General features: G+C 60.4%; 29 protein-coding genes. 2 read left to right on the top strand and 27 right to left on the bottom strand.

The features are described from left to right. Positions 1-6 precede the first annotated feature (6 nt). Complete coding sequence (gene terL / locus AC6H34_RS33205; RefSeq protein ID WP_497541931.1) at positions 7-1560, bottom strand: phage terminase large subunit; 1554 nt, start codon at positions 1558-1560, stop codon at positions 7-9. Continuing rightward, entirely contained in the window at positions 1460-1915 is a 456-nt protein-coding gene (locus AC6H34_RS33200) for a hypothetical protein (protein ID WP_497541930.1), read from the bottom strand. The genes terL and AC6H34_RS33200 overlap by 101 nt, the downstream gene beginning before the upstream one ends. A gap of 597 nt (positions 1916-2512) precedes the next feature. Between AC6H34_RS33200 and AC6H34_RS33195 the strand changes: the two genes are divergently transcribed. After that, positions 2513-2722 carry a helix-turn-helix domain-containing protein gene (locus AC6H34_RS33195; protein ID WP_497541929.1) on the top strand — a complete coding sequence of 70 codons (210 nt, stop codon included), beginning with the start codon at positions 2513-2515 and terminating at the stop codon, positions 2720-2722. 894 nt (positions 2723-3616) lie between these two features. Here the strand turns inward: AC6H34_RS33195 and AC6H34_RS33190 are convergent. The 11 genes from AC6H34_RS33190 to AC6H34_RS33140 form a co-directional block, all read right to left on the bottom strand. Beyond that, positions 3617-4330 carry a hypothetical protein gene (locus AC6H34_RS33190; protein WP_497541928.1) on the bottom strand — a complete coding sequence of 238 codons (714 nt, stop codon included), beginning with the start codon at positions 4328-4330 and terminating at the stop codon, positions 3617-3619. After that, entirely contained in the window at positions 4327-4509 is a 183-nt protein-coding gene (locus AC6H34_RS33185; protein ID WP_497541927.1) for a hypothetical protein, read from the bottom strand. Before AC6H34_RS33185 ends, AC6H34_RS33190 begins: the two co-directional genes overlap by 4 nt. Continuing rightward, positions 4509-4721: a hypothetical protein gene (locus tag AC6H34_RS33180; RefSeq protein WP_497541926.1), complete on the bottom strand. Its 213-nt coding sequence runs from the start codon at positions 4719-4721 to the stop codon at positions 4509-4511. Before AC6H34_RS33180 ends, AC6H34_RS33185 begins: the two co-directional genes overlap by 1 nt. 190 nt (positions 4722-4911) lie before the next feature. Beyond that, on the bottom strand, positions 4912-5415 hold the full coding sequence (locus AC6H34_RS33175) for a hypothetical protein (protein WP_497541925.1): 504 nt from the start codon (positions 5413-5415) through the stop codon (positions 4912-4914). Between the two features lie 96 nt (positions 5416-5511). Further along, the gene (locus AC6H34_RS33170) at positions 5512-6150 is read right to left on the bottom strand and encodes a hypothetical protein (RefSeq protein WP_497541924.1); all 639 of its coding nucleotides are present in this window, start codon (positions 6148-6150) and stop codon (positions 5512-5514) included. Continuing rightward, positions 6147-6638 carry a DNA N-6-adenine-methyltransferase gene (locus AC6H34_RS33165; RefSeq protein ID WP_497541923.1) on the bottom strand — a complete coding sequence of 164 codons (492 nt, stop codon included), beginning with the start codon at positions 6636-6638 and terminating at the stop codon, positions 6147-6149. Before AC6H34_RS33165 ends, AC6H34_RS33170 begins: the two co-directional genes overlap by 4 nt. Positions 6639-6705: 67 nt before the next feature. Further along, positions 6706-7020, bottom strand: coding sequence for a hypothetical protein (locus tag AC6H34_RS33160; protein ID WP_497541922.1), 315 nt, complete (start codon positions 7018-7020; stop codon positions 6706-6708). Further along, positions 7017-7658 (bottom strand): hypothetical protein, encoded by a 642-nt coding sequence (locus AC6H34_RS33155; RefSeq protein WP_497541921.1) that lies wholly within the window; start codon positions 7656-7658, stop codon positions 7017-7019. Before AC6H34_RS33155 ends, AC6H34_RS33160 begins: the two co-directional genes overlap by 4 nt. Positions 7659-7704: 46 nt before the next feature. Next, positions 7705-7938, bottom strand: a complete 234-nt coding sequence (locus tag AC6H34_RS33150; protein WP_497541920.1) for a hypothetical protein — start codon at positions 7936-7938, stop codon at positions 7705-7707. Positions 7939-7967: 29 nt separating this feature from the next. Beyond that, positions 7968-8213 carry a hypothetical protein gene (locus AC6H34_RS33145; protein WP_497541919.1) on the bottom strand — a complete coding sequence of 82 codons (246 nt, stop codon included), beginning with the start codon at positions 8211-8213 and terminating at the stop codon, positions 7968-7970. Beyond that, on the bottom strand, positions 8213-8416 hold the full coding sequence (locus AC6H34_RS33140) for a hypothetical protein (RefSeq protein WP_497541918.1): 204 nt from the start codon (positions 8414-8416) through the stop codon (positions 8213-8215). The genes AC6H34_RS33145 and AC6H34_RS33140 overlap by 1 nt, the downstream gene beginning before the upstream one ends. Positions 8417-8506: 90 nt before the next feature. On the opposite strand from AC6H34_RS33140, the gene AC6H34_RS33135 reads away from it, so the two are divergent. Beyond that, positions 8507-8785 (top strand): hypothetical protein, encoded by a 279-nt coding sequence (locus AC6H34_RS33135; RefSeq protein WP_497541917.1) that lies wholly within the window; start codon positions 8507-8509, stop codon positions 8783-8785. Positions 8786-9182: 397 nt separating this feature from the next. Here the strand turns inward: AC6H34_RS33135 and AC6H34_RS33130 are convergent, their stop codons facing one another. Genes AC6H34_RS33130 through AC6H34_RS33065 form a run of 14 tightly spaced genes read right to left on the bottom strand, consistent with a single transcriptional unit; the run spans position 9183 to position 18594 of the window. Further along, positions 9183-9614, bottom strand: a complete 432-nt coding sequence (locus tag AC6H34_RS33130; RefSeq protein ID WP_497541916.1) for a hypothetical protein — start codon at positions 9612-9614, stop codon at positions 9183-9185. Then, entirely contained in the window at positions 9611-9904 is a 294-nt protein-coding gene (locus AC6H34_RS33125; RefSeq protein WP_497541915.1) for a hypothetical protein, read from the bottom strand. The genes AC6H34_RS33130 and AC6H34_RS33125 overlap by 4 nt, the downstream gene beginning before the upstream one ends. Then, positions 9901-10830 carry a DUF7146 domain-containing protein gene (locus AC6H34_RS33120; RefSeq protein WP_497541914.1) on the bottom strand — a complete coding sequence of 310 codons (930 nt, stop codon included), beginning with the start codon at positions 10828-10830 and terminating at the stop codon, positions 9901-9903. Before AC6H34_RS33120 ends, AC6H34_RS33125 begins: the two co-directional genes overlap by 4 nt. Further along, positions 10814-13384, bottom strand: a complete 2571-nt coding sequence (locus tag AC6H34_RS33115; protein ID WP_497541913.1) for a DEAD/DEAH box helicase family protein — start codon at positions 13382-13384, stop codon at positions 10814-10816. Before AC6H34_RS33115 ends, AC6H34_RS33120 begins: the two co-directional genes overlap by 17 nt. After that, on the bottom strand, positions 13381-13971 hold the full coding sequence (locus AC6H34_RS33110; protein ID WP_497541912.1) for a YdaU family protein: 591 nt from the start codon (positions 13969-13971) through the stop codon (positions 13381-13383). The genes AC6H34_RS33115 and AC6H34_RS33110 overlap by 4 nt, the downstream gene beginning before the upstream one ends. Positions 13972-13982: 11 nt before the next feature. Beyond that, complete coding sequence (locus AC6H34_RS33105; RefSeq protein WP_497541911.1) at positions 13983-14597, bottom strand: TRM11 family methyltransferase; 615 nt, start codon at positions 14595-14597, stop codon at positions 13983-13985. After that, entirely contained in the window at positions 14594-14902 is a 309-nt protein-coding gene (locus AC6H34_RS33100; RefSeq protein ID WP_497541910.1) for a hypothetical protein, read from the bottom strand. The genes AC6H34_RS33105 and AC6H34_RS33100 overlap by 4 nt, the downstream gene beginning before the upstream one ends. Beyond that, positions 14899-15240: a winged helix-turn-helix domain-containing protein gene (locus AC6H34_RS33095; RefSeq protein ID WP_497541909.1), complete on the bottom strand. Its 342-nt coding sequence runs from the start codon at positions 15238-15240 to the stop codon at positions 14899-14901. The genes AC6H34_RS33100 and AC6H34_RS33095 overlap by 4 nt, the downstream gene beginning before the upstream one ends. A 47-nt stretch (positions 15241-15287) precedes the next feature. Then, entirely contained in the window at positions 15288-16124 is an 837-nt protein-coding gene (locus AC6H34_RS33090; RefSeq protein WP_497541908.1) for a hypothetical protein, read from the bottom strand. Then, the gene (locus tag AC6H34_RS33085; RefSeq protein ID WP_497541907.1) at positions 16121-17047 is read right to left on the bottom strand and encodes a 5'-3' exonuclease; all 927 of its coding nucleotides are present in this window, start codon (positions 17045-17047) and stop codon (positions 16121-16123) included. The genes AC6H34_RS33090 and AC6H34_RS33085 overlap by 4 nt, the downstream gene beginning before the upstream one ends. Further along, a complete protein-coding gene (locus AC6H34_RS33080) occupies positions 17044-17577 on the bottom strand; it encodes a hypothetical protein (RefSeq protein ID WP_497541906.1) in 534 nt (177 codons plus the stop codon). Before AC6H34_RS33080 ends, AC6H34_RS33085 begins: the two co-directional genes overlap by 4 nt. An 11-nt stretch (positions 17578-17588) precedes the next feature. After that, positions 17589-18113, bottom strand: a complete 525-nt coding sequence (locus AC6H34_RS33075; RefSeq protein ID WP_497541905.1) for a hypothetical protein — start codon at positions 18111-18113, stop codon at positions 17589-17591. Positions 18114-18151: 38 nt separating this feature from the next. Further along, entirely contained in the window at positions 18152-18328 is a 177-nt protein-coding gene (locus AC6H34_RS33070; RefSeq protein WP_497541904.1) for a hypothetical protein, read from the bottom strand. Then, entirely contained in the window at positions 18325-18594 is a 270-nt protein-coding gene (locus AC6H34_RS33065) for a hypothetical protein (RefSeq protein ID WP_497541903.1), read from the bottom strand. Before AC6H34_RS33065 ends, AC6H34_RS33070 begins: the two co-directional genes overlap by 4 nt. Between the last annotated feature and the right edge of the window lie 174 nt (positions 18595-18768).

The raw sequence follows: 18768 nt of genomic DNA, 5'->3' as shown, positions 1-18768 counted from the left end.
TTTTGACTATGCCGGCTGCGCCGATGCAATCAGCGCTTCGTCACTGATCTGCATGGCCGGTCTGATGCCGACGAGCTTGCCGAACGCACCCGATGAAGCGTCGACCTGGTCTTTCACGGCCGCACCGGGGAATAGGCAGAGCTCGTCGATGTAGTCCTCGTTCCATTCACCGCGGACCAGGAAGACGTTCCCGACCGCGCACTGGGCTGCGAATGGCTCCGCGCGGGTAGCCTTGTCGCCGGTCTCCGGTTCGGCCGTGACCTTGAATCCGGCGAGCATCGATACCAGGTCGGCGGCCTGCACCTTCCCGGCCTGCCCCGGATCCTGCGGGAGACTGATTGCAACGGGCCTGCCGTCGACGTCCGCTGTGGCCTTGATCAACAGGCGGACGCCGGCACCATCGAGCCTGTCCTTGGCGACATGGCCGACGACGAATTTGCCTTCGGGCGTCTTGCCGATCTTCACCCCTGCTGTGCGGGCGCCGTTGCCGCCTTTGGTGGCGGCAAGGTCCCAATGCCGAACCCACCGGGTATTCGGCGGGGCGGCGTCGATGATCTGTCCGGCGAACCAGACACGCTTGAACATGCCGCCTTCGCGGGGCACCGGACGTTGCTGGTACTGCCCGGCCCAAACGAACTGCTGGGCTTTGAACGGCACCAACCCGTCAGGGGTGAACCGCAGCGGGTTCATCAGCTCGCCGTCGAAGCTCCGCGGATCGCGCCAGGGCAGGGGCGTTTCGCAGACGTCGTCGGCCTCGAATTCCATCGGAATCCGGAGATGGATGAAGCCCCATTTCCGAGCGAGCAGCGCGCCCGTCAGGTCGCCTTCGTGAAGGCGCTGCATGACGACGACGATCGCGGATTTCTCCTGATCGTTGACGCGGTTGAGTCCGCCTTCCAGGAACGACTGGACAGCGGCGGCACGCTCCTTCTCGGACTCGGCACCGTTGACGCTGTGCGGGTCGTCAATCGTGAAGCGGTCGCCGCGCTTGCCGGTAATCGAGCCGAAGGCCGAACCCTCCCGGAAGCCGGTGTCTGCATTCTCGAAGCTCTTTTCCGCGGTGCGGGTGAGCTTCACCTCCGGCCAGAGGGTCTGATACCACTCCGACAGGATCAGGTTGCGGGTCTTGCGGGTGTCGCGCGTGACGTTCGTGATTTCGAACGAGGTCGACAGGAAGCGCATCGCGCGCATGCCCATCGGTCCCCATTCCCATGCCTGCCACAGCACGGAAACGATTGTAGACTTTGACGAGCCCGGCGAGATGTTGATGATCAGGCGAGGGTGCAGCTTGCCGAGTGTGATCGCCTCGAGGTGATCGCACATCGCCTGGAGCTCCCACCCCCAGATCAGCTTGGTATTGGGCTCGATGACGTGCCAGGCTTCCTTGACGAAGCCGGCGAAGGTTTTGCAGCGCTGGCGTGTGGCTTCCGCATTCTGTGCGAGCTCGCGCTGTTCGCGCTCAACCTTCCGGCGTGCCCTCTCCGCCCTGATCTGCTCCAGCAATGCCGCCGGCGGCGGCAAGCGTAGCGATGACAGGTTCGAGGGCGGCAAGCTGCTCATCGGTCAATTTCGTCAGATCCAGTGTTTGGATCGGTCCTCCGCCAGGCCCGCTGTGATGCAGGGCTGTGGGCATCTTGGAATGAATGAAGGGAGCGGCCTCTTTGGCGGCGCTCTCGGCGGCCTTCGCGCGCTCCATCAGGACTGCGTGGTCACGTTTCACGGGCGTCTTCCTGCGCTCCGTCAGGTAGGCGGAATAGTGGTCGCGGGCGAGGTTCATCAGGATCTGGAGCGGCGACAGACCGCCCTCCAGTGCCTTCTCTTTCTGGGCCTGGTTGAACTTGTTCTGGATGCCCCTCTTGCGGCCGGCACCAGGTTGCTTGCCGCCGAAACCGGGGCGTGGTCCACCGACGGGCATGGTTGACTCTCAATACAAGGCTGGATGGCGTAGAGCCAAAACGAAACCCGCCACGGCGGACCGGGCGGACTTCAGTTTGTGCATATTTTGCATCAACTGGGGCGTGGCTTGGCGCATCCCCCCACTTAGCTCGGCTGGCCTATGTCTTCAGGTGACACGGACGAAGAAAAACCGCCTAAGTGAGTGATTTGCGGTAAAAAACTTACACAGGAGTTTATTTAGGGCTTGATAAAGCTTACTGAGTAAGCTAGAAAAGAATCACCGGGGCGGCGAATGGGCGCCACCCCGGCTGAGGAAAAAGAGATGAAGTATCTTCCGATCTTCGCTCTCGCTCTTCAGGTCACCTTGCTGGCGCTGTTCCTCTGGAACATGATCCATCACTGGTGATCCTGCGATCCACCGGGCGGTCTGACCACTGCCCGGTGGACGTAGCCCAAATCATAGGAGCAAACCCTTGATTATTCAAGAACGCACCTACTGGAAGATCTCGATAGGCCTTTCCCTGGTTCTGTTGGGATTGATGGCCGTGCAGTACCTGCATGGTGGCTAGAGCAAGGGGGCCAGCGCAAATGCTGGCCCTTTTGTCTGGAGGAACGAATGACCCCCGAAGAATTCAAGGCCTGGAGAAAAGCGCTCAAGCTGAGCCAGGATGAAGCGGCTTCAGCTCTGGGCATAGGCAAAAGCACTGTTCAGCTCTACGAGCGCGGGCATAGGGCAGAAGACGGCAGGTCTATCGATATCCCGAAAACTGTGGCGCTGGCTTGCGCTGCTGTCTTCCACAGGCTTGGGCCTTGGAATGGGAGTTAACTGCCGCGGCTTTCACCGGGCGGTGGGAGCAAAAGAAAACCCGGCGAGCGCTTGGCTGCCGGATGGGTGGCCGGTCTTTCGTCATGGGAATCCCCATAACGTAGTTATATCAAAGCGTTAAAGGTGGCCGGGTGGTGAACTATCCGGAAATTCCGGAAGGTTCATGCGGGCCGGACTCGAAACCGGCTGTGCCACTCATATCGATTTACGGGCTTGTGGGTAGCATACCGCCGACTAGCGCTTCCTTCAGCGCCGCCGCATGAATTCAGTGTTCCGGAAATTCCGGATAACTCGATCATGCGGGCGTGCAATCCAAGGTTACCCAAGGATCCCGCCCTGCCGTGACAGGGCGTTGGCTCCCCCGCCCGCATGAATTAGGTGGAGCGCCGACAACCATACGGTTATCAGGCGCCCCGAGGCTCGACTGTGTGCGAGCGAACAAGAGAATAGGGTAGGCGCGTTGCCTGTGAGGGTCTCGGAGTCGAACCGAAATGCCGTTCACCTCAAAAGCCCCTTGAGCTTGCAATCTCTCGGGGCCGTCTGGCCAGACTGGCAGCTGCCTTGCGAGCAACCCGCGCCATAATACGCTGCCCGTTCGGGCGAAACTGTCCGTCCCCGTCAGTCACAGATAAGGGGCCGGTCGCCCGGGCCATCTGCACTCAAGCCGCGAAAAATGGGCGGCCGAGGAGCTTATTGGAATAGGGCGCTTCGCGTGGAAGGCGCTAGGCCTTGAGGGCGCTGTGGGCGCCAAGGGAGTGTGACCGGTGTCCCGTCCGCAACTCTCGCGAAGCTGACAAAAGAGGTGCCGTTTTTTCGGCGCTTTGTCATCCTCGATTTCACTGCCCAAAAACGCGTAAATATCACCCGCATGCGGGGGTATTTTGCTCGCTGAATTTAGGTTCGGGAAAGGCCATCGGCGATCATCCGTGCGCCTCTCCAGCGCCATTCATCCACGCCACCTTGCGTGATTACCATGTCCGGGAAGGCCTCTTTGGGGTCGACGATGACATACTCTGCGAGGAGTCCGGCTTCTTCGAGACTGCGCTGAAGACGGATCGTGGCATTCGCCCTGATTCTCTCGGCTCGTTCGGGAGTTGCGCCGACAAGTCGCTCATTCGCCCAAGTCGCGACTTGGCGAGCGATCTCTCGCCGCTCTATGGCACGCTGAGCATTGCGCTCTGTTTCCATAAGGCGAGCGATCTCGGTAGCACGCCTGTTACGGGCGTGCAGGGCGGCACGAATACTGAGACCTGATGCCTTGCACATCGCCCAGAGCGTCAGCGCGTCGGCTGCCTTGGGCAGATCCGACAGGAACTCTGCGGGCCAGCGCAAAGCCTCTTCCATTCGAGAGACCTGCTCGATAGACGGAGGACGTCTTGTCGGAGGCATATTGTCGTTCCGGCCGAACAGATCGTCCATCAATTGCCCGATATCGCGGAATGTCGCGGGCCAGTTCGTACCAAAGCCTTTTGGTCCGCCAGCATCGGGAAGGCGCCTCAGCGTTTCGAAGGCATCAACCATACAAGCACACACCCACTTCGCTCGATCAGCGCGGGCAGGGGAGGACAGGTCGATATTGAGGGGTGCGTAGTCTTCGGCGAATCTCATTGATGTCCCTTCACACAAACCAGCTGCCACGCTCCGCGGACCAGCACTTCTCCTACGCCACAGGACGGCATTGAGTAGATCCCGTAACCGACCAGCACGGCACCGAGGACGAGGAAACCGAGAAGCATCAGCTGGAAATTGCGAGTGTGACGTTTCATATCCTCTTCGAACTTTCTCATTACCCCTCCGTCGCTCGATCTTCCGCCGCGATCTGCTCGAGCAACGTGACGATGCCGTCCGGTGTGAGCGAGTTCGGATTAGGGCAGGGGTCTCCCGTCGCCGACTTCGGCAGATCGGTCTGCCCGCAGATGACACAGGTCCGGACGATGGGCGCTCCGGGATCGGACGTGACGCGCAGGACATGCGTGATGATCGGCTGTTCGTCGCTCAATCTCCACCTCCCCGCCCGTCAGGGTCTTCCGTGGCTGACGCGAAGTGTTGTTTTTTCCACTCTTCGTAGTATGAGTCACCACTTACTGTGAGCCACGCTTCTATGATCTGAACGAATGTCTTCTTCGAGACGGGGGAGTTTGTGTTTTCGCGATACAATTCGTACGCTTCTTCTATCTCCTCAAGCGCTGTCATCCCTTCCGCTCCGTGTCAGGTTCTTCCGGCGTGAGGGCGCGGATGCGACGGGCGGCTATAAAGCACCCGAAGCTTTCAGGGGTTTTACCTTGCGTTTCAGCCTCTACAGCCGCCCTCTCCCGCATTTCCGCCTGCCCCGCCGCATGGCCGGTGGCGTAGGCCTCGGCGCGGGCTTGGGCTTCGCGGGCGGGGGCGGCGTTGAGATGGCGCAGGAACAAGCTGGCAATATAAGGATCAACCGTCGCCACCATAGCGCCGCTGTCCAACATGCGCGCAAATGAGCCTTGGCCTAGAATGCTGATCAACTTGCCGAGGTCGCAAGCCGCCAATGTCTTAAGTTCGCCCTCGTCCAAAGGTCCCGGTAGGCCGGTGTCGGTCATGGCTTGGGCTCTTTCAAGGTAGATGTCTATCTCTTGCGGATCGCGAAGTTCTCGCTGGATCAGATAAACAACGCGCTTCACGATGCACTCAACCGGCTTGCCTGCATCTTCAACGAACACAGTGTCGCCAACTCGCGGGCAAGATAACCACCTGCGCATTGCATGCTTTCTGCCGTCTAGGAAAAGATCGACTGCGAGGCTTGTGGCGTACTCCATCTACCCAGCCCTCCCCGCATCTGGCGCGGCCTTTCCAGCACGGGCGCGGGCGCGGAGAATGTCGAGCGCTTTGATGCTAGAGTTCCGTTCTAGGATACGAACGCACGCTCTCGTTTCTTCATTCACCGCTTCCGCCACCGCTGCCTCTCGCTCGTCTGGCACGCTGATGCTTGCCAAGAAGTTGGAAAGCCCCTTGAGCCAGCCGGCCGATACCGTGACCGGGCCGTGTTCGGCTTCGTCCAGTTTCACACGGACATTGTGCCGGGCGTGGTCGAGTTCCCACGTCGCGATTTCGCGCTCGTCCGGCACGCTGGTGGGAGGGGCGGCTTCAAGACAGACGATGACCTTTTGCAGCAAATCCACTTTCTCTTGGTAGTGATTGGCGGCGAGCAAATTTTGCCATGCCTTCAACTCTCCCACCATTTGTTCATGCGACAGAGAGACATCCCTCGCCGGCTGGGCGGACAGGGCGTCGAGATAAGCGCGGATGGCAGTTTCTGCTAAATTCGCCGCCACTAGCCAGTTGGCCGGACAATCCGAATGTAGGTACACCGCATCCATTGCGGCGGTCCTGGCATTCTCATCAAGCGCCGCCACAACCCCAGCCGGCAGCTTCGGTGTTTCGGGTGAGGTGGTCATGCTGCTACTCCTGCTGGCAATCCGAGGATGCCCAAGCCTTTGTTGTTGGCGTTTATCAGAGCGCTTCTTGCCCGCGAGCCAGCAGCCCACAGAGCGGTACCGTTCGACGGCGATACGCCTTCGCTACCGTCTGGTCGGATGAAGCGTATCTTCGGGGTGAAGAGCACAAGATCGGCTCGGACCCATGCTCGCCTGAACCATGGTGCGCTGGTCCGATCCGGCGTTAGCGCGATACCGTTCCCATGAGCAAAGAACTTGTCGAGCCATGGCTCAAGTCCATTGCGACCGCCGAATGGTGGGTTCATCCAGACGAAACCGCGCCAATCCATGGTCAGGCTATCCGAGAAGACAAACTCATCTGCTGGCACGAATGTCTTGGCATCACGCGGTGCCGCAACGTCCATATCGAAGCCGACGTCGAGCGCGTCAAAGACATAGGCGGGCGTATACCATTCATCGGACGCGCCAGGGGTATCCCAGTGGGCCATCCCTACTCCCCCTTGGCCCATGGACCAGTGACGTGAGCCCAGCCGCCGCACTTGCACGCTGACAGTTTCATGGCGTCGCCTCGCTGCGTTTTTTAACGTATTCGGCTAGAGCGCCTTTGCATTCAAGCAGATCTATGGCTTTCTCGTAATCTTCTTCCACAAGATCTAAAACAGCATCGACAAAGTTGTCTGATGTATCACCTTCCAATTTCGCTATTTCCCAAGCTCGGTCAAAAGCTATTTCTTCGTTCGATATCTTGAAAAGCTCTTTGATGCCATGCCCGCACCTATTGTAAGCGGCGGCTTCGGAAACCGATCCGCCTTGTATGAACTCCCAGCCGACAACAAGCTCAATTAGCTCGCGGCGCTCTTTCTTATTCATGGCTGAGCGCTCCTAAGATCATGCAAGGTGCAGTCAATACAATCGATCAGGTCTCGATATTGGCGCCAATTTGGGAAACGCTCTTCGATCTGGCCGATGACCTGATCGGCTATTGCATCCGCTTCCACGGCGTTGCCCGCGTCCTCCGGTGTGGGGTTGGAGGCGAGGAAGGCGCGTGCTTCAACAAACGGCTTGGGGTAGTTGTGTCTGTCGATGCCTGTCGCATCCGCCATGCAGACAAAAATGTCCTCTGCCTCGTCAAGCAAAGCGGCCAGCCGCTTGGTTGCGGCGGCGAGTTGTGCTTCTACCTCACCGCGCTTAGCCGCCTCTGCCCACAGAGCGTCCTTCCACGTCTTTCCATCTGGCGCATATCCGCCGCTGTCGCGTGCCTTCCAGCGCTCGATCTCCGCATCCTTCGCGGCGAGTTGGGCCCTGAGGTCGTCATAGGCGTTGACGGCTTTGACGATGAAGGCCGCGTTAGCGCGCGCGCTTTCGTCCGTATCGCCGCATGAAAGAGCAGCCCATTCGCCTGTTGTGCCCTTGATCCATGCGCTGCGACCTGTTTCGGGTTCAGCCTCCCAAGGCGTCGCCGTGTGCTTCGTCCCAGTCATTGCCGCGCAGTCTGTGGGGTGGGTCATGCCGCTTCTCTCTGGCTGCGAGCCTTGTCGTGGGGGTGAACTGTCATCAGACTGCCTCGTCCATCTGGGACGCGCGGTCAGCATCGGCCTGCTGACGGTCGGGAGAGGCTGGCGGAATAAGCCGATCTCCGATTTCGAAAAGCTCACCGTCAGTGACGGGTCGACGGATATTCAACACAGCCCATTTGCCGCCTCGAAACTCGGCGGTCTCCCAGGTTTGGGAGTCGACACAGACCCAGTAAAACCCGTCTTCCCGTTTCGTCATCCGCTCAGCGCTCATGAGTAGCTCCGTTGGTGTCGTGGGGCATGTCATGCGCTTAGTTCCTTCAGCTTCTTACGCTCGTGCGGATTAAGCTGTACCGGCCGCTCATAGACGCCCGCCTGGACCAGCGTTTCGATCACGACCGGGCGGTATGACAGGGACCGTCGCGCCTGCTTCTGGCCGGTGTCTTTGTCATTCTCGACCTGCTTGTCGGCATCGCCTGCGCAATGAGCGTCCAGACGAGCGCGGTAGACCGCTAGAGTGATACGATCGATATCGGCTGCGGTGAGCATCACGCGGCCTCCACCATCTGGCGGGACTTGTCGTAGGCGGTGGGCCGGCCGTAGAGCAGGCTGCGGAACTCATCGCCGTCGTAGCGGGCGCGGAGAGCACGCATATAGGCCTTACGGAGCCAAAGACTGTTGAAGGACTTGGTGTCGGTCAGGCGTTCACAGTCGTCATAGACTTCAAAAACCATGAGTTTGTAGCGTGACATCTCTCGCCCCTTTGTCCGGTGTTGACCTAAAATCAACGTGACGCTATTTATCTACGCCACGCGCATTTTCGCGTCAACAGGAAAATCAACGTGACGTTGATCGTTTGCAATGCTCCTGAGGAATCGCTATCGCTTCCGCCCATGGACGATGAACCCTGGCAGAAGCGAGCGAAGGCGGCTGGCCTGACGCAGAAGGCGTTGGCCAAGCTGCTCGGTCATGCAGAGAACACCGTCTCGCGCCAGCTCCGGGGACATTGGGAAAGCGGCATCCCGAAGCACATTCGATTTGCGATCATCGCTTGGGAGCATCTCGATGAGGAAGCTCGATCGAAGGTGCTGGCATGGGCCGAGAGCGCTGAAGCCGAGTAGCCCCATCACCGCTTCTCCCAACGCTCGATTGCTGCTGCGAGCCCAGTTGCGATTGCTCGGCCGAGCACGGCATTCATTGAAGACTCGTCTTTGGCCCATCCATCTGGCAGCGCGTTGAGATATGCCTCCACGAAAGCGGCTTGGATGAGCGGTCTCTCGGTTTCATTTTCTCGACACGGCCCGGTGTCGCACCGCCAACAGGGATATCCCCGCGCGAGAAGCCCTTTCGAGCAGGGCGCTACAGGTCGATATGCAACTACATCGGACTGGGAACCGCGATGTTCCCAGATGATTTCATCGGCCTTTACATCCGCCCATTCACCTTTGCGCGTCTGAATTTCGACCTTCTGACCAACTGCGGGACATTGTCCGCCGGTCCAAATTATCCAATCTGCCATCATCCGCGCTCCCCATACCGGCGCGTCGGCATCGCGTCCTTGCCGAGCCTTTTCTGAGCGGCTTCCTTCGTCGGCGCCGTCGCACGGAATATCCGATGCATCATGGTGCCCTCGGGCAGATTGGCGTCGTCGCACAGCCCGCGGATGATGGCGTAATCGCGCTCCGTGACGTGGAACATGATCACCCGGCCCTGGCCGCGTTTACGGGGCAGGGCAGAGGCAGCTACGGCGCGAGCAATCCGCGCCGGCCGCTCTCCCATCACCTTGGCGATCTCCGGGATTCTCAGCCCTTTGGCGAAAAACTTCATCACTTCCCGGCGGAATTCACGGCGTGATACGACCTGAGATTGTTTTTCACACTCCGGCGATGTGGCTTCTGGGGCTTGAGCCTTGCGGGAGCGAGGTTCTTTCTGGGGCACGGCGGCGATCATGCGATGGCTCCGAAGGTTCGCTTGATGAGGTCAGTGAGGTGGGGCTTGCCGCCTGAATGCGTGATGCGGACTTCACGACCGCGGGCGGCCCGGTGGGTCTGGTTGAGGGCCTTGCACAGCGCTCTCGATGCAGACCAGGAGGCGGCCTGCTGGTTGCCGAAGATCACCACCATGCCGGCGTCGTCTCGGACGTAGGCGGTACAATCGACGCCGTCCTTCGCGTAGGTGAACTGGCCGAGCCAGCCCCGGCCGTACCGATCTTTGACGGCTCGAAATTGGTGGCCGATCATGCTGCATGCTCCATAGCGTCCAAGACGTCGTTCCAATCCGTGTCTGGTTTCGGGGGGATCTCGACATCGACAACGAGGCCGGTCGAGCGAAGGCGCTTGGCCAGCGCGAAGGCGGCAGCTTGGCCCGTGAAGCTCCGGTCGTGATCGGCGAAGACCACGATGCGGCTGACGTTGGCCGGCGGGATCCATTCGGCGAGAAAGCCTGCTGTCAACGCAGACCAGCAGGGGATACCGAACAGCCTGTTCGCCGAGATCGCGGTCTCGATGCCCTCAGCGATTCCGAGCGTGTCGGTGTATTCCGCCAGGCGGACGGCCGCGCCTTTGGGCACGTGACCGTTCATGATGCGCCGCACGTCCTCGACCGGCGCTTTCTGCCCATCCTTCGTGAGGTAGGTGCGGTGCGCGATCGCTGCGCGGCCGTTCACATCCTGCATCATCGCGATCATCGCTGGATGGAACGTCGGCGGCTCTGCGTTGTAGCGGCACCTTGCTGCCGTACGTAGACAAAGCGGGAATTCCGTCATGCCCGTGCGGCGGTTGATATAGCGCCAGACAGGATCACCGGCCGTGACGGGGTTGGAGCTGCGCCACAGACGCTTTACCGCCTCTCGCTTGTCCTCGTCGCTGCGTTCCTGCCTGGGCGTATGGACCGGTACAACGCCAATGATTTCCTCGACGCGGCGGGCGGCCTCCTTGAAGGGCCACCCGTTCAATTTCATGAGCAGCGACAGGCCGTCACCCGACCCGCAGTGCGAACAGTACCAGCTGCCCGTGCCCCCTTTATCATCCCACCGCCAGCGGTCCTTTCCGCCGCCGCAGATCGGGCAGGGCCCATGCCGATTTACGAGATAGCTGGGCGACACACCGAGCGCCGGCAGGATGCCAGCCCAGCGCCCCAGCGCGCGATCCTTAAGCGGCTCTGGCATTGGCGCCTCCGTTCCGCTTGGCCCACTTGATCTGTTGGTGCCTGATCCAGCCGAGCACGTCCGATTCAGGCTCGAGCACGCCATCATCGAGGCCACGGGGCCATACGCCGAACTTCGATTTGTACTGCGCGAGCACCCACTTCTCGGTCTTACCGTGGCTGTCGGCATAGCCGCGGAACATGTTCATCCAGCGCTGCTTGGTGGCCTTGTCGGCGCGCTGCGCGACGTCGTCGAACTCGATCAGCTTCCCATCGTCGACCGTGACCTGTGACTGCTGAACTGGAGCGAACCCGCACTGAGGGCAGGCGTGCACGCCGATCGGCTTCAGGAAATGGCACCTGACGCATTCCTTCGGCAGCTTCTCGTTGCGCTTCTGGAACCGTTTTTTGCCGGGAGTGGAAACATCGAGGGTTTCGTGGTGGATGTCGGTCACGAATCCGAGGTTGAGGTGGCTGTCACCGTGATCGAGGACGATCAGGTCTTCCTTGCCCTCAGCCGTGCGCAGACCTCGACCGATGATCTGGCAGTTACCCATGACCGTGACTTTCCCGCGACGGCGGGTGACGATCGTGCCGGCTTCGCTTTCAACACACCAAACGCGTTCTTTGGTCGAAGGCTTCAGTTCTATTTTTGGTCTAGGCCCGCGATTGGCGCTCGAGTATCCGCCGCATGAGCGCCAATCCTTGTCCGTAATGGTGATGTAATACATCTCACCCTTACGGCTTGGGCTTTTGTCCTGTCGAAGATTCGCAGTCAGGCCATTGATGGCGCAAAGAGCCTGAAGGCGATCCATCAAAACTCGGCGGGCAGAGCAAATCTCCAATGACTGAGGAGTATAGTCTACGCCTAGTTTTTTGGTTCCATCGCCGTCCCAAAGACCGGACAGCAAAGCCAATAGTTGAGCCTTAGACATCTGAAAAAGAGCAGGCGCGAAGTCCTTATCAAGGTATGGAATGAGGTGCTGGTATCCCGTGGTTCCGCTTATGAACTCGTAGGGTGTCTTGCACTCGTTCCCGGCGATCGCAGATCCTAGGCGCTTGTGAGGCGCTGGTTTGCCGGCAGAGAAGGTGAAAACCCAACGCGGGTATCGCTCTTGGAAGGCAGGGGACGACGCGTGGAGTTTGATCCGTCTCTTGGCATATCCAATGCCGCATCCCTGCAAGGACGCCTCAATCCGAGCGATAATCTCAGGATGGCGCTCGGACTGAGTTATCGCCCCCTTTGTTGCAGTCCAAGTGCCGTCGGCCATCATCATGCCAACGAAGTAAAGCTCGTCGAGAGTCAGCGGAACGCCAGTCTGCTCCATCGACACGGCAGTAGGGATTCTCACCCCATCGCCATATCCGACCATTTCTCGGGCTTCCGCGATACGGAAACCTCGGCTGTCATTCCCTCCTCTAAAGATCATTCTATGGCGATCGGTAACGCGAAAATTCGCTCGAGGCGCGTCGTATTCCACCCACGATTCAGTGGGCTCCATTTCCCGTTCGACAACGGCGTTTACATTGCTCCAGCGCCCGCGCGTTTGGTCCGCGCCGTCACAAGCGGCGACACAATCACCGACGCGAATTTCACCGATACCCTTCCATCCTCTCGACGTGAGGATTTCCGTTTCCGCATCTAAACAAAGCAGCTTTTCCGACTTCGTGCTTCGGGCTAGGATGATGCACCGGACATCCCAGTCGACTCCGGTCGTGAGCGTCCCGACGTTGACGACCATTTTGACGTCGCCGGACTGGAACCTCTCCCCGATTTCGCTGCGCTGTTCTCGGGTGGTGTAGGCGTCGATGTAGGCTGTCCGGACGCCCCTGGCGGCGAACTCCTGCTCGAGCGTTTTGGCGTGAGCTCGGTCGACGGCGAAGCACAGCGTCGAGCGGTTTTCGCCAAGCTGCAGCCAGCTCTCGACGATGTCGGCGCTGAGGTGCTTTTTGCTGAAGACCTTCGCGAGATCGGCCTCGTTGTAGTCGTCGCCGACCGTCCTGACGCCGGTCAGATCGGGATGCGACGGGGCATAGACCTTGAACGGGGTGAGGTAACCGTTCTCGATCAGCTGCTTCGTCGTGGCGGCAATCAGCAGGTCGTCGTAGTGATTTCCGAGCCCTTTCGTCCACGGTGTTGCGCTCAGGCCGACAAACGGCACGCCGCGCCAGTCCGCCATCTGCATCCACTTTTTGACGAAATCGGACATCTCGTGCGCCTCGTCGATCACCACGATGTCGGCCGGCGGGATATTCCGACGCGCCAGCGTCGGCAGGCTCACGACCTGCACCGGACGCGCCCAATTCGCCATTTCGTGGTCGCCCTGGATGACGCTGACGTCCCGGATGTCCTCCTGCCAAAACGACTTGACGGTCTGATCGATCAGCGACAGCGCGGGCACCCCGAAGATGACCCGCTTGCCCTTTTTCAGGGCTCCGTCGACGATCGCCGCGGCGAGTTTGGTCTTGCCGAAACCTACGCTGGCCTGAAGCATCGGCCGTCTGTGGCCTGTCCTCAGGGAGTGCTTGAGCATCTCCAGCGCATGCACTTGGTGGGGGTAGAGCGTGCTGATCATGGCCGGCCACTCCCCATTGCGGCGAGGGCACGTTCCGAGATCGAGGGTTCCTCGCCATGGGGTTCGGTGGCTTCCCCTAGAGCTACCTCCCTTAGGTCTGAGCTACTGAGACTACCTGGATAGGACGAACGTAGTGAGTGTGGTTGTGGTTGGTTCAGCCCGGCTTCGGTTTTGCTATGGTGTTTGCTTGCCCCGTTGCTAATAGCATTGCTTGAAGCATTGCTATTTTTTTGCTTCCCGTTTGCTTGGCTTGTCGCCGAAGCATTGCTTTCATTTTGCTTGGCCTTTCCGCGGTTCAAACCACCCGACCGGCCGGCCTCAGCTCGCCTTTGATACTTCTCGCTAGCCTCTGCGAGTTCCCGGTCAATCCGAGGATGGATCCAACCTGGCTCGAAGAACTCGGCGATGGTGTCGCGACTGTCACGCCATTCCTTCTCCGTCATGGCGGTCAGGCGCATGATCTGGCGCTCGTCGTTCGGCAGAGATCCCTTGTCCCAGTAGGACATGATCAACAGCAGGTACGCGCCATGCTCTGCGGCCGACAGGTGACGGGTCGCGGTCAGGTAGTCACCGATATAGAGAGGCATCCACGGGCGGCTCATGCTGCCACCTCTGTGTACCGGGACGGCGCATAGAGGATCTTCGGTACCTGGCTGTCGCCCATCCAAGAGCGTTGCCAAATGTACCAGGCATGGTTGTCGGATGGTCCCGACGACTTCGATCCCGGCTCCGGCTCGAACCACTTGATCCGCCTCGTCAACACGATCTTGGCGGCCCAGAGCGGGCAGTCTCGAAAGAACTCAGCGCGGGTCTTGGCGCTGTCGAAATCGACCGGCAGCAGGAGGGCAAGGAAGCCGTAGTCGCGGATCATCCGCAGGCCTTGGCGAATGAAGGCCTCTGCCGTCTTGTTCTGGCGCCCGTAGGGCGGGTTCGTGACAATTCCTTCGTAGTGGGTGAACTCGCAGCAGTTTCCGCCCGTGAGGAAGTCTGCCGTGCGATACAGGCGGTTGTACCCATGGTCGTGTATGTCGGTCGATGACACCACGGCGCCGGCAGCGATCAGTGCCTCGGACATGAGGCCAGTGCCGCATGCAGGCTCCCATATCGTGCGCCCACGCAACACGATGTGCTCGGCAAGAGCATCGATGACCCAGGCTGGAGTAGGATAGTGCTCGTGCTCGACGCGAGCGAAACCGGAGACGCGGGTACTCATTCGGCGCCCCCAAGGATTGCGTCGAAGAGGTCGTCCTTGACGATGATCGTGAGGATGCGGAGAGCCAGCAGGTTTGCGCTCCTGTCGCCTCTAGCCAACGCCTCGCGTTCCAGGTCTGCGTGGATATCCCTGGTCAGTTGAAGAGGCGGACCGGAGACGGTCCGGCCGACGATGCCCATTTCCTTGCGGACGCGCGAAGCAAGCACCGAAATGCTATTCGGCTTCACGCCAGGGTTTTCGACGATCATTTGCGATGTCGATTTGCCTTCATAGAGGCCTTCTGCGACGATCTGGCTAACGCTCATGCTGCGAACCTCGCCTGAGCGATGATCGCGTTGAGCCGGGCTTTCATTTCGCCCGAGAGCATGTAGCCCCGCCCCCAGATGGTGGTGATCTCGACTCCGAAGGGCGAAATCTTCTTGCGCAGCTTGCAGACGAAGACATCGACGATCTTGATTTCAGGGATCTCGCCGTCGTGGCGAAACGAATAGAGCGTATTCATCAGTTGCTCTTTGGTGCATGTTTCCCGGGCGAGCAGCGTGCCCAGCAGCCGGCTCTCTTGACCGGTGAGCCCGAACACCGGAGGAAGTTCAGCAGCCATGCCGAGGTCTGCCTCGAGCTGCCGAACCCGTTCCCTCAGCATGTCGTTTTCGCGCTCCAGGACTTGGACACGCGTATTCTCGTTAGGTGTCATGCTGCCCTCCGGCGCTTGGGCAGCATCTTGAACCAGTCGATCGCCAAGGCCCTGGCGGAGGGCATCTTCTGTCCCTTGCGGACGTTTGCCTCCGCATGGGCCATCCACTCCTTCGGGCCCCGAGAGCGGATGAGGTAGGAAAGCCCCTCAGGGTCGATCGAATCCTTCCATTCCGGTTCGGTCAGGAGTTCCTTGACCGCAGCGATTTCGATCGCAGGGATCGGAGCGCGCTTGGCGTCGACCAGGATCTTAAGCATCCTCGCCGAGAACCTGACACCCTTCGCCTCGACGATTGTCCGGAGCGTGGTGACGGCCATCGTGTCGCCGACGTCGCATGCTTCGCTCGGCGCCGGATTGCGAAGAATACGTACGCCGGCCAGCTTGCAGGCCTCCTGCATGGCAAGCGCGATTTCATCACCGGCTGCCAGCGCTGCGTGGTGCAACTGCATCGGCGTCATCGCGATGCGATCCTGGTTGTGCCGGACAAAGGCAGTGGCTCGATCGGCGACCGCGTCGGCCTCGACGATCATCACGGGGATGTTCCGAACATCCGGCCGGGACGCCGCCGCTATCGCCGTATGCTGGCCATCGATCACCATGAGGTCGCCGGACGCTGTGCGAGCGCACACCGGCGGCTTCATCGATTTCCAGTCCCAGTTCTCGGCGATGCGCCGAATGAGCTTCCAGGACTTGTCAGAGAGATCGCGCTGATAGGTCTCTTCGACCTGCAGAGAGGCTGGCTCGACCCACTCGAAGATCGGCAGTGCGCCGACGATCGACTGAAAGGTCACGTCCGGCATGGGAACCGAGGCGATGCGGCGGAGGATATTCATGCCGCCTCCTGCATGTTGAAGTATTGACGGACGCGAGCAGCCATCGAGCGGAACTCCATGCGATCGAAAAAGCGGATGAGGCGGATGGGATCGAGTGCTGGCATCGCGAGCTGATCGATCCCGAAGGGGATTGGGACATCGTCGAGTAGGGTGACGAGCTGGTGCGCCAGCCGGATCGCGTCGATGTTGGCCGCGATGGCATCGCGGAGCTTCGGCCGGCTGATTTGGCCAAGAGAGGCGATCACGGCCTCGGCCGATCCAAACTGACGGATAAGGTCGGCCGCAGTCTTGACGCCGACCTTCGGGACGCCCGGGATTCCGTCGGTCGAGTCGCCGGCCAAGGCCTGCACTTCCGGAACGAGACTGGGCTCGACACCGAATTTGGCGAGTACCTCGAAGGCGTTGATCATCTGCTCGGAGCGGTGGCCGTAATAGCGAGGATCTCCGACCGCTGGGGAATAGATCGTGACGCCCGGTCGTACGAGCTGCATCATGTCCTTGTCGCCGGATACGATCAGCACGTCATGCCCAGCCTCCACGGCAAGGCGGCTGTAGGTGGCGATCAGGTCATCCGCCTCGAAGCCGCTGAGTTCGATCGGCCAAAGCCCGAAGGCAGTGACCGCCTCGCGGAACAGGGGCATCTGCAGCGTGAGATCGTCGGGACGGGCAGGGCGGTGCGCCTTGTATCCGTCGTGCAGCATGTGCCGGAACGTCTCGCCGGCTGCGTCGAAGATGACGCCGACATGGGTCGGCTGGATCTGGTAGATGCCTCTCGTCAGCCAGTTGAACAGGATCTTCGAGAAATCACGGACGGCGCCGACCGGTACACCGTCGGAGCGGTATCGGAAGTTCGCGTCCATATGCTCGGTGCGATGGAAGCAGCGGTGAATGAGGCCTGAGGCATCGATGAGGGCGATCGTCATGCCGCACCTCCGAATTCGAAGGCAGGCTCAACGAGAGGCCGAAGGACGGTGTTGCAGGATGCCCACCAGATACCGATGCTGTCTGCTTCGTCGTCGGACCTCGGGGCATATCCCAAGAGGTGGCAGCGCTGCATCGTGCCGGCTTTGATCAGCGCGCGGCGGGCGTTGTAATCCTTGATGTGTCGGGGAGCGTTGGTGGGCGCTCCGAATTTCTTGCGCCATTCCGACGGGGCGATTTCATCGCAGGGGATGCCAGCTTGCGCCGCCACCATGCGGATCACGGCGATCAGGCCGTACGACACGCGGCGCTGGGCATTCGAGGTGTTCGGGCCCTCCCAAGGGCTTTCGAAGACCATCTTCCGGACGCCGTTCGCGACGACGATGTTCAGGAGCTCGCGGCGGTAGGCATTCAACCGTGCGCCGCGGTCCTTGATGGTGCCAAGGCGGATCACGCCCGATATGGGCATGCCGCCGGGCTCGCCATGAGCGAACCCGGTATCAGTTCCTTGATCGAGCCCCAGCACCCGCATGACGGCTTGCCTTAGGCTGCCATCGGCGGTTCGGGAGGAACCGGCTGCTCGTCGGTCTGCTCAGGCGCGGCCTTGACCGGCTTTTCGTCGAGTTGACGGATGCCTTCCAGGATCTGCCTTTGGCTCGCCTGATAGCCATCCTGCCACGCCTGACCAGCATCGCTCGTCGGATCGTGCGGGCAATCGACGCGGTTGCCACCGTTGGCCGAACATGCCCAGCCGTCGTCGAACCATTTAGCCTTGCGCTGACTGTCGGACAGCTCGGATATGTCATCGTCCGCCGCGTCGAGGAAACTCAGTTGCGAGCCGATCGGCAGACGCATGAACTTCATATAGGCCAGCGTGGTGTTGTGCTCGGCGCGGGCCTCTTCGTCCATCAACTCCGCGATCTTGAGCGCCTTGTCGGCGGCCTTTAGATCGATGCCGTCGGCCTTCGCCGTCTTGCGCAGCGTGCGGATCGCGTTGACGGCCTCGTCCTTCGTCTTCGTCGCGGCCTTCAATCGGCTGACGAACGCCAGAAAGATCGACTCCGGCACATTGGTGAAATTCGAAACGGACTCATGCACGGTCACTGTCAGTCTCCCATCGGTTTGGGGTTGGAGAGTTTCGATTGTTCGTTCAGCCGGTCAGCTCGATCGGTCCACACCGCAGAGCGGAGCAGGTGGTACCGGCCGGCGCGCTGGTGGTTGGCGGCGCGGCGCCGCGCGAACTGGAAGACAAGAGCGACAAGGAGCGTGCGCAGCCAGATCACAGAAGCGCCTCCATCCGGCGCTGCAACTCGGCCTGCTCGGCGCGAAGGGCGGCGATTTGCTCGTCACGTACGGCGCTATCCAGCCAGCCCAGGCCCTTAGGGTAGGCGGCCGCCAAGAGTTCGGGACCGTACGCCGCGATCAGCGTAATGATCGCTTCACCGCTTGGGCGGCTTTCATTGGAGAACCATTTCCGGGTGGTGTTGAATGCAATCCCGGTCTTCGCGGTGACGTTTTGCGCCGCCTTCTCTCGGAACTGCTTGCGCAACCATGCAATTATGCGGGCACTCGAAGCAGAACAAACCCCGACCGCGGTCTCAACTTGACCTGACGGCACTCTCTTTCGACCAGACATTCCAAAGCTTCCCTGTGATGCTGACTGCATCACAGGCGAGTGCTCGGAGAGAGTGGAGACACCTTGCATGATCTGAACTCACGAAGT

The sequence above is a fragment of the Labrys sp. ALF-8 genome, from assembly GCF_059699065.1.
This window is presented reverse-complemented; position numbering and strand designations above follow the sequence as displayed.